At 68.9% G+C, this 12,371-nt stretch carries 13 protein-coding genes and 1 pseudogene; 11 read left to right on the forward strand and 3 right to left on the reverse strand.

The features are described from left to right. The first annotated feature begins 126 nt into the window (after nt 1–126). From flhD to H0W40_RS05710, 6 genes are all read left to right on the forward strand, one after another. A complete protein-coding gene (gene flhD, locus H0W40_RS05685) occupies nt 127–450 on the forward strand; it encodes a flagellar transcriptional regulator FlhD (RefSeq protein ID WP_292444083.1) in 324 nt (107 codons plus the stop codon). Between the two features lie 49 nt (nt 451–499). Then, nucleotides 500–1,036, forward strand: coding sequence for a flagellar transcriptional regulator FlhC (flhC, locus tag H0W40_RS05690; protein ID WP_292444086.1), 537 nt, complete (start codon nt 500–502; stop codon nt 1,034–1,036). Between the two features lie 332 nt (nt 1,037–1,368). Then, the gene (motA, locus tag H0W40_RS05695) at nt 1,369–2,229 is read left to right on the forward strand and encodes a flagellar motor stator protein MotA (RefSeq protein WP_292444089.1); all 861 of its coding nucleotides are present in this window, start codon (nt 1,369–1,371) and stop codon (nt 2,227–2,229) included. Nucleotides 2,230–2,268: 39 nt separating this feature from the next. Next, a complete protein-coding gene (gene motB / locus H0W40_RS05700; protein WP_292444091.1) occupies nt 2,269–3,270 on the forward strand; it encodes a flagellar motor protein MotB in 1,002 nt (333 codons plus the stop codon). 57 nt (nt 3,271–3,327) lie between these two features. Then, complete coding sequence (gene cheY, locus H0W40_RS05705; RefSeq protein WP_292444094.1) at nt 3,328–3,723, forward strand: chemotaxis response regulator CheY; 396 nt, start codon at nt 3,328–3,330, stop codon at nt 3,721–3,723. A gap of 11 nt (nt 3,724–3,734) precedes the next feature. Beyond that, nucleotides 3,735–4,397 (forward strand): protein phosphatase CheZ, encoded by a 663-nt coding sequence (locus tag H0W40_RS05710; RefSeq protein WP_292444095.1) that lies wholly within the window; start codon nt 3,735–3,737, stop codon nt 4,395–4,397. 110 nt (nt 4,398–4,507) lie between these two features. Here H0W40_RS05710 and prmC read toward each other — a convergent pair whose 3' ends face one another. From prmC to hemA, 3 genes are all read right to left on the reverse strand, one after another. Beyond that, the gene (gene prmC / locus H0W40_RS05715; RefSeq protein WP_292444097.1) at nt 4,508–5,368 is read right to left on the reverse strand and encodes a peptide chain release factor N(5)-glutamine methyltransferase; all 861 of its coding nucleotides are present in this window, start codon (nt 5,366–5,368) and stop codon (nt 4,508–4,510) included. Beyond that, nucleotides 5,365–6,477: a peptide chain release factor 1 gene (gene prfA / locus H0W40_RS05720; RefSeq protein ID WP_292444099.1), complete on the reverse strand. Its 1,113-nt coding sequence runs from the start codon at nt 6,475–6,477 to the stop codon at nt 5,365–5,367. Before prfA ends, prmC begins: the two co-directional genes overlap by 4 nt. 78 nt (nt 6,478–6,555) lie before the next feature. Continuing rightward, the gene (gene hemA, locus H0W40_RS05725) at nt 6,556–7,875 is read right to left on the reverse strand and encodes a glutamyl-tRNA reductase (protein ID WP_292444101.1); all 1,320 of its coding nucleotides are present in this window, start codon (nt 7,873–7,875) and stop codon (nt 6,556–6,558) included. 109 nt (nt 7,876–7,984) lie between these two features. On the opposite strand from hemA, the gene H0W40_RS05730 reads away from it, so the two are divergent. From H0W40_RS05730 to bioD, 5 genes and pseudogenes are all read left to right on the forward strand, one after another. Further along, nucleotides 7,985–8,260: a hypothetical protein gene (locus H0W40_RS05730; protein WP_292444103.1), complete on the forward strand. Its 276-nt coding sequence runs from the start codon at nt 7,985–7,987 to the stop codon at nt 8,258–8,260. A 297-nt stretch (nt 8,261–8,557) separates the two neighbouring features. Continuing rightward, complete coding sequence (queE, locus tag H0W40_RS05735; protein WP_292444105.1) at nt 8,558–9,196, forward strand: 7-carboxy-7-deazaguanine synthase; 639 nt, start codon at nt 8,558–8,560, stop codon at nt 9,194–9,196. Nucleotides 9,197–9,370: 174 nt separating this feature from the next. Beyond that, nucleotides 9,371–9,733, forward strand: a pseudogene (locus H0W40_RS05740) (6-pyruvoyl tetrahydropterin synthase family protein); the annotation flags it as partial. A 106-nt stretch (nt 9,734–9,839) separates the two neighbouring features. Next, the gene (bioA, locus tag H0W40_RS05745) at nt 9,840–11,201 is read left to right on the forward strand and encodes an adenosylmethionine--8-amino-7-oxononanoate transaminase (RefSeq protein WP_292444107.1); all 1,362 of its coding nucleotides are present in this window, start codon (nt 9,840–9,842) and stop codon (nt 11,199–11,201) included. A 507-nt stretch (nt 11,202–11,708) separates the two neighbouring features. Then, on the forward strand, nt 11,709–12,368 hold the full coding sequence (gene bioD, locus H0W40_RS05750) for a dethiobiotin synthase (RefSeq protein WP_292444108.1): 660 nt from the start codon (nt 11,709–11,711) through the stop codon (nt 12,366–12,368). The last annotated feature ends 3 nt before the right edge of the window (nt 12,369–12,371 follow it).

The following is a 12,371-nucleotide window of genomic DNA, read 5'->3' on the forward strand; positions in this document are numbered from 1 at the left end:
ACAGCGCCGCCCCTATTCAGGCCGCGCGCCTGCCTCACTACAGTTCTCTCCACGGTGAACGCGAAAGCAACACCCCGAACACCCGCCAGACATCTCCGCCAGACACACCGAACCGAGGACGCCGCCATGAACACCGAACAGATCCTGATGGAAATCCGTGAAGCCAATCTGTCCTATCTGATGCTGGCGCAAAGCCTCATCCGCGCCGACCGTGAAGAGGCGCTGTTCCGCCTGGGCGTCTCGGAAGAGACGGCCGAGCTGATCGACCTGCTCAGCCCCGCGCAGATGATGAAGATCGCCTCGGGCAACACGCTTCTGTGCCGCATGCGTGTGGACGACGAGCTGGTCTGGAGCCTGCTCACCAACCACGGCAAGTCGGCTGCCAACGACGGCGTGAGCCGCCTGCACGCCAACATCCTGATGGCCGGGCGCCATCGCGAAGCCGCCTGATCCGCAAACCGCGCAATTCGTCACGAACCATCGCCGCTGAAAGACACGCATGCGCAACAAGAGCATCCTCACCGAAGCCCGGCAAATCGAACGTGCCGTCACGCTGATCAACCTGGGCGCGCGCCTGCAGGTGCTGGAGTCGGAGACCGACCTGAGCTACGAGCGCCTGCTGCGCCTGTACAAGGAAGTGGCGGGCAAGTCGCCGAGCAAGGGTCAGTTGCCGTTCTCGACCGACTGGTTCATGACCTGGCAGCCCAACATCCACGCCAGCCTCTTTCTCAACATCCACGAGTACCTGAACAAGGCGGCGGCGCTCGACGAGATCGACTCGGTCATCAAGGCCTACCGCCTGTACCTCGAGCAGACTAAAGAGCAGGGGCTGGAGCCGTTGCTGTCGGTGACGCGTGCCTGGCGGCTGGTGAAATTCGTCGACAACGGCATGCTCACCATGACGGAATGCTCCAAGTGCGGCGGCCACTTCGTGACCCATCCGCACGAGATCGGCAAGCACTTCGTGTGCGGCCTGTGCAATCCGCCCGCACGCGCCGGCAAGGGCAAAGCGGCGGGGTCGCTGCACCTGCATTGAGTCCTTCACGCGTTCCGAGCACAGCGTCACGGCGGCGCCGGTCTTCCAACGGCGCGGCCTGATTTGTCGGCGGCCTGCGCCGATACCAACGCAAGCGTTTTCTGTTCGTTGTCTCCTGGGTGCACCGCGGTGCATTGCGGGCTCCCGTCGCGAGACCGGAGCCCGCTTTTTCCTTCCCGCGGCGTCGGCTTGTTATCGGCTTCGCGTGTTCTCGAAGCGGGCCGGGGACGTCAGGGCCGTCTCAAGCCGGCGGCGCGGCGGCCGATAAATGCTCATGCTGCTCGGGCCATGGCCTCGAACGGCGGCCACCACGAAGTACGGAACTCCCCCACATGTTCGTCATCATCGGATACGCGATCGCGCTGGGTTGCATCTTCGGCGCCTACGTCCTTCACGGCGGCAATGTCGGCGTGATCGCCGCCGCCTTGCCGACCGAGATGATGGCCATCGCCGGCGGTGCGCTCGGCGCCTTCGTGGTGTGCAACCAGCCCAAGGTGCTCAAGTCGACCCTGGCAGCCATGCCCATGCTGCTCAAGAGCTCCAAGTACACGAAGGCGCGCTACATGGAGCTGATGGCGCTGCTCTACGACATCCTGCAAAAGGCCCGCAAGGAAGGCCTGATGGCCATCGAGAAGGATGTCGAGGACCCGAACAACTCGCCGCTCTTCAAGAAGTACGCCGCGGTTGGCCGCGACCACCACGTGGTCGAGTTCATCACCGACTACCTGCGCATGATGGTCTCCGGCAACCTCAACCCGCACGAGATCGAGTCGCTGATGGACACCGAGATCGAGACCCACCACCACGAGGCGCACCAGCCCGCTGCCGCGCTCACGCGCCTGGCCGGTGGCCTGCCGGCCTTCGGCATCGTCGCGGCGGTGCTGGGCGTCGTGAACACCATGGGCTCGGTCGGCCAGCCGCCGGCGGTGCTGGGCGGGATGATCGGCTCGGCGCTGGTCGGCACCTTCCTGGGCATCCTGCTCGCCTACGCGATCGTGGAGCCGCTCGCCGGCCTGCTCGAGCAAAAGCTCGACGAGGGCAGCAAGGAGCTCCAGTGCATCAAGACCACGCTCCTGGCCAGCATGCAGGGCTACGCGCCCGCCATCGCGGTGGAATTCGGCCGCAAGACGCTGTACTCGACGGAGCGGCCCACGTTCGTCGAGCTGGAGAGTCACGTGAAGGGCAAGAAGTGATCGCCGTCCCGATTCGACTGCCGCGAAGGAGAGCCGAGCATGGCCGGTGACGCGAAAAAGCTGCAGCCAATCATCATCAAGCGCGTCAAGAAGGGCGGCCACGCTCACCATGGCGGCGCCTGGAAGATCGCCTACGCCGACTTCGTGACGGCGATGATGGCCTTCTTCCTGCTCATGTGGCTGCTGGGCTCGACCACCGAAGGCGACCGCAAGGGCATCCAGGACTACTTCAACAACCCGGTGAAGATCTCCATGCTCGGCGGCGCCGGCTCGGGCGATTCGTCGAGCGTGCTGCGCGGCGGCGGCGAGGACCTTACCCTGAGCGATGGCCAGCGCAAGAAGGGCGATGTCGAAGCGCAGCGCAAGCACTACACGCTGCGGGCCCTGAAGGCACGGCAGAAGGAAGAAGAAGCGCAGCAGCTGCTGACGCTCAAGCTTCGTGTCGAGGACCTGATCGCCAGCAGCGAGAGGCTGGCCCCCTTCGGGTCGCAGATGCGGCTCGACATGACGCAGGACGGCCTGCGCATCCAGATCGTCGACGAGCAGAACCGGCCGATGTTCACGACCGGCTCCTCGGTGGTGCAGCCCTACATGCGCGAGTTGCTGCGCACCATCGCCGGCGTGCTGACCGAGGTGCCCAACAAGCTCACGCTGGAGGGCCACACCGACGCCGCGCCGTTCGGCTCGGGCGTGGCCGGCTACAGCAACTGGGAGCTCTCGAGCGACCGCGCCAATGCCTCGCGGCGCGAACTGCTCGCCGGCGGCCTGGCCGATGCGCAAGTGCTGCGCGTGCAGGGCCTGGCCGCCAGCCTGCTATACGACCGCGAGCAGCCGCTCAACCCGATCAACCGGCGCATCAGCATCATCGTGATGAACCGCGACGCCGAAGACCGCTTGCACGGCGTCGTTCCGAACGAGGCCGATGCAGCACCGCCCGAGCTGCCGACGCTGCCGACTTTGCCGACGCTGCCGCCAGAGCTGCTCGCGCTGCCCGTCGAGATGGCGGCGACGGCCTCAAGTGCGCCGGCCATCACCCGATAACCCTTGTAGACCCCGCCTCATCCGCGACACCCGTTTCCTCGCGAGGACCCCAGCACCATGAGCACACCCGACCTCAAATTCCTGATCGTGGACGACTTCTCGACCATGCGGCGCATCGTGCGCGGCCTGCTCAAGGAGATCGGCTACAACAATGCCGAAGAAGCCGAAGACGGCGCGGTGGCGTTGCAGATGCTCAAGAACACGAAGTTCGACTTCGTGGTCAGCGACATCAACATGCCCAACATGAACGGCTTCGACCTGCTCAAGGCGGTGAAGTCCGACGACAGCCTCAAGCACATCCCCGTGCTGATGGTCACCGCCGAGGCGCGCAAGGAAGACATCGTGCTGGCCGCCCAGACGGGTGCCGCCGGCTACATCGTCAAGCCCTTCACCAAGGCCACCTTGGAAGAGAAGGTGCAGAAGATCATGCAAAAACTCGCGGCCACGGCCTGAAGGACATCGACATGCTGTTGATTGATGAGGCCGTGAAGACGGCCCCGAGCGCAAGCGCCTGCGCCGCTCCTGCCGTCGGCGCCGCTGCTGCTTCGCCCGAGGTGTTCCAGCAGCTGGGGCACATCACTCGTCAGCTGCACGACACCTTGTCGCAGCTCGGCGTCATGCCCAAACTGCAAAGCGCTGCCGAGGGCCTGCCCGACGCGCGCAGCCGGCTGAACTACATCGCCGAGAAAACCGGCGCGGCTGCCGACAAGGTGCTCAACTCGGTGGACCATGCCAAGACCGAGCACAGCCACATCGCCGCCGAGACGCGCCGCATCGCCGCGGCCATCGTGGCCGATCCGGTCAAGGCGGTGGCCTCGGGCGCGGTGATGAACTTCGTGGGCGACGTCGAGGCCGCCACGGCGCGCATCGATGGCCACCTGACCGACATCATGATGGCGCAGGACTTCCACGACCTGACCGGCCAAGTGGTCGCCAAGGTGGTGGCCCTGGCCAGCGACCTGGAAGACAGCCTGGTCAAGCTGCTGCTGCAGGCCGCGCCGCCGGAGCAGGCGCAAAAGGTCGAGGCCACGCTGCTCCACGGGCCGGTGGTGGACCCGCAGGGCCGCACGGACGTGGTGCAGAACCAGGGCGAGGTGGATGACCTGCTGGCGAGTCTGGGGTTCTGACTGGCTCCTTCTCCCTGTGGGAGAGGGTGGGGTGAGGACCAGCCGGAACTGCGAGTCTGATCAGCGTTTCAAGACTGCCTGAAGACTCCGCCCCGCCGAACCTCGGCAAATCACCGCGGGCAGGAAAGCTGGCCAGACTGAACCCGGCCCCCCGTGCAACGCTGCCGGCCACCCAGGTCGCGGCGTGTCGCAATCTCCTGCAGGCCGGCTTTGGCAAGCAGCCCGGCCACACCCTCGGCCTGCTCGAACCCGTGCTCCAACAGCAGCCAGCCGCCTGCCGTCAGACGCGCAGGCGCCTCGGCCACGATCCGGCGGATCGCCGCCAGGCCATCCGCACCCGCCGTCAGCGCCTGTGGCGGCTCATGCCGAAGCGCTTTCAGGTGAACGTCGCCTTCCGCCACATAAGGCGGATTGCCGACGATCAACTCGAAGCGGCGCTCTGCCAGCGCCTCGAACCAGTCGCTCTCCAGCCACTCGACCGCCAGGCCGAGCCGCTCGCCATTGCCCCGCGCAACCGCCAATGCCGGCGCGCTGGCATCGACCGCCGTGATCCGCGCGAGCGGCCGATGCCGCGCCAGCGCCAGCGCGATGGCGCCGCTGCCGGTGCCGAGGTCGGCCACTCGCGCTCGGCCGTTTGCCGGCAGCAGTTCGAGCGCCCATTCCACCAGCGTCTCGGTATCGGGCCGCGGCACCAGCACGTCGGGCGTCACGGCCAGCGGCAGTCCGAAGAACTCCTTCTCGCCGAGCAGGTAGGCGAGGGGCTCGCCCTGCGCGCGCCGTTCCAGCAGTGCCTGCAAGCGCGTCTGTGCCTCGCCGTCGAGCGCCGCCTCGTCGTGCGCGAGCAGCCACGCGCGCGGCTGCCGGAGCACGGCGCTCAGCAGCGCCTGCGCATCGAGCCGATCGACGCCGTGCCCGCGTGCCGTGCGCAACGCGGCGGCCACGGTGTGCAGGCCGGACGGGCCGGTGCTCACCGGTCGCCGATCTCCAGCTCGGCCAGCTGCTCGGCCTCGCGCGCCGCAACGAGCGCCCGCAGCACCGCAGAGAGGTCCCCGTCGAGGATGGCGCCGAGCTGATACAGCGTGAGATTGATGCGATGGTCGGTCAGCCGGCCCTGCGGAAAGTTGTAGGTGCGGATGCGGTCGCTGCGGTCGCCGCTGCCGACCAGGCCCTTGCGCGTGGCCGCTTCACGGGCCTCGCGTTCGATCCGCTCCCGGTCGCGCAGGCGCGCCGCCAGCACGGCCATCGCCTTGGCCTTGTTGCGGTGCTGCGAGCGGTCGTCCTGGCATTCGGCGACCAGGCCGGTGGGCAGGTGCGTGATGCGCACGGCCGAGTCGGTCTTGTTGACGTGCTGGCCGCCGGCGCCGCTGGCGCGGTAGGTGTCGATGCGCAGCTCGGCCGGGTTCAGCGTGACCTCCTGCGTTTCGTCCGGCTCGGCCAGCACGGCCACGGTGCAGGCGCTGGTGTGGATGCGGCCCTGCGTCTCGGTGGCCGGCACGCGCTGCACGCGGTGGCCGCCGGATTCGAAGCGCAGCCAGCCGAACACGCCGAGCTCCAGCGAGCCCGCGCTCGCCGCCGGGCCCTCGATGCGCAGCACCGCCTCCTTGTAGCCGCCCAGATCGCTCTCGCTGGCGCTGACGAGCTCGAGCTTCCAGCCCTGGCGCTCGGCGTGGCGGCTGTACATGCGCAGCAGGTCGCCGGCGAACAGGGCCGACTCGTCGCCACCGGTGCCGGCGCGGATTTCCAGGAACGCGTTGCGCGCGTCGTCGGGATCGCGCGGCAGCAGCAGGCGCTGCAGTTCGGCCTCCAGGCGCTGAAGTTCGTCTCGAGCAGAGGCGATTTCCTCGGCGGCCATCTCGGCCATCTCCGGGTCGGCGGCCATCTCGTTTGCGGCAAACAGATCGCGCTCACGCTGCGCATGCCGCTCGCGGCGCTCCACGATGCCGGCGACCTCCTGATGTTCGCGGCTGAGCGCACGAAAGCCCGCGGCGTCGCGCATCACCGAAGGGTCGGCCAGCAGCGAGTCGAGTTCGGCCAGCCGGTGGGTGTAGCGGTCGAGTTGCTGGCGCAGGGCGGGTTTCATGAGGAGGAAGACGGGCAAAGAAGTGTGCCGCCGCGAGAGGAACGCAGCCGCAAGGAACGCGGCCGTGCGGTTGCGACGCTAGAGCGCTTCGCCGTTCTCGTCGAGCGGGAAGGCGGCGCCGCGGGGCTCGGGCCCGCGCAGGAACAGGCGCGAGACGGTCTCGCTCAGTTGCTCGCGCTGCGCCGGTGCGGCGCTGCCCAGCTCGGTCAGCGTGCCGTGCAGCATCTTTTGCGTCAGGCCGCGGGCCAGCGCGTCGAGTACCGCGTCGACGTTTTCGCCGCGGGCGAGCAGTTTGTGAGCGCGGGCGATCTCGGTGCTGCGCCAGTCGTCGGTTTGCGCCTGCAGCGCGCGGATCAGCGGCACGGTGCCGCGCTGATCGAGCCAGTGCACGAAGCTCTGCACGCCGGTCTCGATGATGACTTCGGCCTGCGCCACTGCGGCCTGGCGCTTCTCGCCGGCGCCCTGCACGATCTCCGAGAGGTCGTCCACGGTGTAGAGGTAGACGTCGCCCAGCTGCGCAACTTCGGGCTCGATGTCACGCGGCACGGCGAGATCGACCATAAACATCGGCCGGCGCCGGCGCGCCTTGAGCGCTCGCTCGACCGCGCCCAGGCCGATCAGCGGCAGCGAGCTGGCGGTGCACGACATGATGACGTCGAACTCGTGCAGCCGCGCCGGGAGATCGCTCAGACGCATCGCCTCGGCGCCGAAGCGCATCGCCAGTTTCTCGCCGCGCTCCAGCGTGCGGTTGGCCACCGCGATCTTGGCCGGCGAGCGCGCGGCGAAGTGGGTGGCGGCCAGCTCGATCATCTCGCCGGCGCCGACGAACAGCACCTGGGTTTCGCGCAGGTCCTCGAAGAGCTGCGACGCCAGCCGCACTGAGGCGGCGGCCATGCTGATTGAATGCGCGCCGATCTCGGTGGAGGTGCGCACCTCCTTGGCCACGGCGAAGCTGCGCTGGAACAACTGGTGCAGGGTGCTGCCGAGCATGCCGCAGGCGTCGGCCTCGCGCACCGCCTGCTTCATCTGCCCGAGGATCTGCGGCTCGCCAAGCACCATTGAATCCAGGCCGCTGGCCACGCGAAAGGCATGGCGCGCCGCCTCGCTGCCCTGCAGCACGTAGGCATGGTGAGTGAGTGCATCGGCGCCGATGCCGCCCACGCCGGCCAGCCATTCGAGCGCCGGGCGCATCAGGTGCGGTTCGGCGGCGCAGTAGAGCTCGGTGCGGTTGCAGGTGGAAATGATGGCCGCCTCGGCGGCCGGCGAGCGGCCGAAAGGGACCAGCCGTTCACGCAGGCCCTGCAGGGTCGGTGCGATCTGTTCGAGCGTGAACGCAAAACGACCGCGCAGATCGAGCGGCGCGGTCGTATGGTTCAGGCCCAGCGCAAACACCGACATGCCGCGATTATAAAATGCGGGTCTTCTCCAGGCATTGCGCTGCCGACAGCGGCCCCGAGCTTCGCGCACCACCCCGCGCCCGGCCCGCTTCGCCGGCCCGCCCGCCGCCATGACTGCCTCCCTCGCCCTGATCCACCTCATGAACTTCGTGCTGCCCGCGCTGATGCTGGGCTTCGTCGCCGCCGGGCTGGCGAAGCTGGTTTGGCGGCGGGCGCTCAAGCCCGTGCCGCTGCTGCGGCTGGGCGGTTGGGCGAGTGCCGCGGCGCTGCTGGCGCTCGTCGGCGGCTTGCTGCTGACCGGGCGCGACGGCGCCATGGCGACCTACGCCGCGATGGTGGTGGCCTGCGCCGCGGCGCTCGGCTGGGCCGGCTGGGCGCGGCGTTGAGAGAGTGCGCCGCGATGAGTCGACAGTTCTTCTCCAAGGCGATTACGGCAGCTCGAAGCGCGGGAGTTGCCTCATGAGCGCGCCGGGCCGCCAGCCGCCAGAGTCGGCTGGCCTTCGTGCCGTCCAAGTCCGCGCAGGCGGACTTGGAGCCGCGGCACTCAGCCCCAAGGGCTCATGCTCCCGCTCGGCGGGACCGCGCGCAGCGCGTAGGGGCGAGGCGGGGCTTTCGAGCCGTATGCGGCGAGCCCACCGAGCGGCAGCGGCCTGCAAGCCGCTGCGCGCGCCGCAGGTGCCCCGATGACCTACAGCGTCAAGGAAGTGTTCTACACACTCCAGGGCGAGGGCCACCACGCCGGGCGCCCGGCGGTGTTCTGCCGCTTCGCGGGCTGCAACCTGTGGAGCGGGCGTGAGGAAGATCGGGCGAGTGCGGTCTGCCGTTTCTGCGATACCGAGTTCGTGGGCACCGACGGCAGCGGCGGCGGCAAGTTCGCCGGCGCCGCGGAGTTGGTGGCGCAGGTTGCGGCGCATTGGCCGGCACAGGCCGGCCGCGAACAACGGTTTGTCGTGCTGACGGGGGGCGAGCCGCTGTTGCAGGTGGATGAGGCGCTGCTGGCCGCGCTGCACGAGCAGGGATTCGAAGTCGCGGTCGAGAGCAACGGCACGCAGGTGGCGCCGCACGGCATCGATTGGCTGTGCATCAGCCCCAAGGCCGGTGCGCCGCTGCTGCAGCGCTCGGGGCAGGAGCTCAAGGTAGTGGTGCCGCAGGAAGGGATCGACCTGGCCGCGCTGGAATCGCTGGACTTCGCGCACCGCCGCGTGCAGCCCATGGACGGCCCGGAACTCGCTGCGAACACTGAATGGGCAGTGCGCTGGTGCCTGGCGCATCCGCGCTGGCAGTTGAGCTTGCAGACTCACAAGGTCATCGGCATCCGCTGAAATGACGACCCCCAGCTCACTGCGTTCACGGCCCCCGAGGGGCGCTCAGCCGGCTCGGGAACCGAGTGCCGCGGCTCCAGGCCGACCTGCGTCGGCTTGGACGGCACGAACGCCTGCCGCCTCTGGCGGCGGGCGGCCCAGCGCCGGCTGAACCGAACCCGGGACACTCACGACATGTTCGAACTCAGCCAGTCCTTTTATTTCGAGTCGGCCCACACGCTGCGCCGCGAGGTCGAGCGCAACGAGGCCGACGGCAGCCGGCGCGTGCATGGCCATACCTACACGGCCGAGGTCTGCGTCAGCGGCAAGGCCGATCGGGCGACCGGCATGGTGGTCGATCTGGCGGTGCTTCGCGCCGCCATCGCCGCCGTGCGCGAGCAGCTCGACCACCACTTTCTCGACGAGGTTCCCGGGCTCGGCATGCCGACGCTCGAGAACCTGTGCGTGTTCATCTACAAGCGCGTTGCGGCGCAGGTGCCGGCTGTTGCCAGCGTGAGCGTGGCGCGGCAGAGCAGCGGCGACCGCTGCGTGTACCGGGGGCCCGGTCGCCGTGGCGACGGAGCCAGGGCCGGCAGCGCCGGGGGTGCATCGGGCCACCACGATGACGGCCACGGAAGCGACGGCGCAAACGGTGGCAACGGCGGTGAGTGATTCCGCAACGCCGGGTGCGCCGAGCCTGGCCGAGCGCAGCCGCCGCGCTGTTTGGCATCCCTGCACGCAAATGAAGCGCCACGAGCGCGAGCCGCTGCTGGCCATTGCGAGCGCCGAAGGGCCGTGGCTTGTCGACACCGGCGGGCGGCGCTATCTGGACGCGGTGAGTTCCTGGTGGGTCAACCTGTTCGGCCACGGCCACCCGCACATTCGTGCCGCACTCGCCGATCAATTTGCGACGCTCGACCACGTGATGCTCGCCGGCCTGACGCACGAGCCGGTGGTCGCGCTCTCCGAGCGGCTGGGCGAGCTGACCGGCCTGGGCCACGCCTTCTACGCCAGCGACGGTGCTTCGGCCACCGAAATTGCGCTGAAGATGAGCGCGCACTACTGGCGCAACGCCGGCCGGCCGCAGAAGTGCGAGTTCGTCGGATTGGTGGGCGGCTATCACGGCGAGACGGTCGGGGCGCTTTCCGTGACCGACATCGCGCTGTTCCGCGAAGCGTATGCACCGCTTGTGCGGCTGAGCGCGGCGCTGCCTTCGCCCGATGCGCGGCAGGCCGCGCCGGGCGAGGACGCAGCGGCCTGCGCGCGTCGCGCTGCCGCCGCGCTTGGCGACTATCTGGCGCAGCACCACGAGCGCACCGCCGCGCTCATCCTCGAGCCGCTGGTGCAATGCGCCGCCGGCTTCGCGATGCACGACGCGGAGTACCTGCGCCTGGCGCGGGCGCTCTGCAGTCGCTTCGAAGTGCACCTGATCTGCGACGAGATCGCAGTCGGCTTCGGTCGCACCGGCACCTTGTTCGCCCACCAGCAGGCCGCAAGCGCCGAGGCGCCCTGGCGGCCCGACTTCCTGTGCCTGTCAAAAGGCCTGACCGGAGGAACGCTGCCGCTGTCGGTCGTGCTGTGCACCGACGCGGTGTTCGAGGCCTTCTACGACGACCGCGTGGCGCGCGGCTTCCTGCATTCGCATTCCTACACTGGCAACCCGCTGGCCTGCCGTGCGGCACTGGCTGTGCTCGACCTGTTCGAGGAAGGGATCGACGGCGAGCCGGTGTTCGAGCGCAACCGCGTGACGGCGGCTCGCCTGAATGAACTGTGCGAACCCCTGAGCGCGCACCCTCGCGTGCGCGACGCCCGCCAGCTCGGCATGCTCTGGGCCTGGGACATCGACGACGCCGGCATCGACGGTTTCTCCGGCGCCTACCACCTGGAGGCGCGCGAACAGGGCCTGCTGCTGCGGCCGATCGGCAACACGCTCTATTTCATGCCGCCCTACGTGCTCGACAACGCGGCGCTGGAGCAGTTGGCTGGCGGTGCGCTGCGCGCGCTCCATGCGGTGTGCGGGTCATGAGCGCGGCGCCGAGCTGCTGGTCGTCGCGGTCGTTGCGCCTCGCAGCCGGAAGCGGGGTCGCCGACTTCGTTCGGCAAAGTCCTACTCACTGCGTCGGCGACCCCGCTCCCGGCTGGGCCGGTCTTTTGCGGCACGCTGAAAGAGCACCGTGCTGGCCGCAAAGCCGGGCATCCGAATCCGGCTTTGCTCGCGCTGACTCCTCCATCGGAGCATTGATCCATCCGATCATCGTCCGCCGGCCGTGTACGAGCTGGCGCGTTTCGCCCAGCGCAGGTCGTGCAAAGCGCGGTGGGGCCGCGAAGATGAAACTGGACTTTCCGGAACGATCGTTGCAGCGTGTTGGCCCCTTCTCCCGCTCGCGGGAGAAGGCGGGGGATGAGGGTATGGCGCGCTGCACCGCCCCTTACCCCAACCCTCTCTCGCACGCGGGAGAGGGAGTTCTGGCCGCGTTGTTCAGAGAGCATTTCATGCCTCGCGGGACCTGCGAAGTGCGGTGGGGCCACTGACGTGAGCCGCGGCTGGTTCGTCACAGGAACCGACACCGGCGTCGGCAAGACGCTGGCGAGTTGCGCGCTGCTGCATGCGCTGCGTGCGGCTCACCCGCGCTGCATCGGCATGAAACCGGTCGCCGCAGGCACCGACACGCAGGGCCACAACGAGGACGTGCTCGCGTTGCGTGCGGCCAGCAACGTGGCAGTGCCGGCAACGTTGGACAACCCGGTGCTGCTCGCCGAGCCGCTGTCGCCGCACATTGCCGCGGCGCGCGCTGGCCGCTCCATTGAAATCAAGGCGATCGTCCGCGCTTACGGCGAACTCGCCTCGCAGGCCGACGCGGTCGTGGTCGAGGGCGCGGGCGGCTTTCTCGTGCCGCTGTCGCCGAACGAGACGGGCGCCGACCTGGCGGCTGCGCTCGGCCTGCCGGTGATCCTGGTCGTCGGCCTGCGCCTGGGCTGCCTCAACCATGCGCTGCTCACGCGCGACGCGATCCAGGCCCGCGGCTTGCGGCTCGCCGGCTGGATCGCCAACCGCATCGATCCGACGATGGCCGAGCAGGAGGCGAACCTCGCTTACCTGCGCGAGCAACTCGGCGCGCCGCTGCTGGCCGACTGGCCCTGGCAGCCCGGGGCCGAGACCCGCGGCTTGCGGCTGCTGCAACTGCCCGATTGAGCC

It is taken from the genome of Methylibium sp. (assembly GCF_013817345.1).
Taxonomy (GTDB): domain Bacteria; phylum Pseudomonadota; class Gammaproteobacteria; order Burkholderiales; family Burkholderiaceae_C; genus Methylibium.

Coding starts and splice junctions, on each gene's coding strand:
- flhD (WP_292444083.1), top strand. CDS start 127: ATGAACACCGAACAGATCCTGATGGAAATCCGTGAAGCCAATCTGTCC.
- H0W40_RS05730 (WP_292444103.1), top strand. CDS start 7,985: ATGACTGCCTCCCTCGCCCTGATCCACCTCATGAACTTCGTGCTGCCC.
- motB (WP_292444091.1), top strand. CDS start 2,269: ATGGCCGGTGACGCGAAAAAGCTGCAGCCAATCATCATCAAGCGCGTC.
- motA (WP_292444089.1), top strand. CDS start 1,369: ATGTTCGTCATCATCGGATACGCGATCGCGCTGGGTTGCATCTTCGGC.
- H0W40_RS05710 (WP_292444095.1), top strand. CDS start 3,735: ATGCTGTTGATTGATGAGGCCGTGAAGACGGCCCCGAGCGCAAGCGCC.
- prfA (WP_292444099.1), bottom strand. CDS start 6,477: ATGAAACCCGCCCTGCGCCAGCAACTCGACCGCTACACCCACCGGCTG.
- queE (WP_292444105.1), top strand. CDS start 8,558: ATGACCTACAGCGTCAAGGAAGTGTTCTACACACTCCAGGGCGAGGGC.
- cheY (WP_292444094.1), top strand. CDS start 3,328: ATGAGCACACCCGACCTCAAATTCCTGATCGTGGACGACTTCTCGACC.
- hemA (WP_292444101.1), bottom strand. CDS start 7,875: ATGTCGGTGTTTGCGCTGGGCCTGAACCATACGACCGCGCCGCTCGAT.
- flhC (WP_292444086.1), top strand. CDS start 500: ATGCGCAACAAGAGCATCCTCACCGAAGCCCGGCAAATCGAACGTGCC.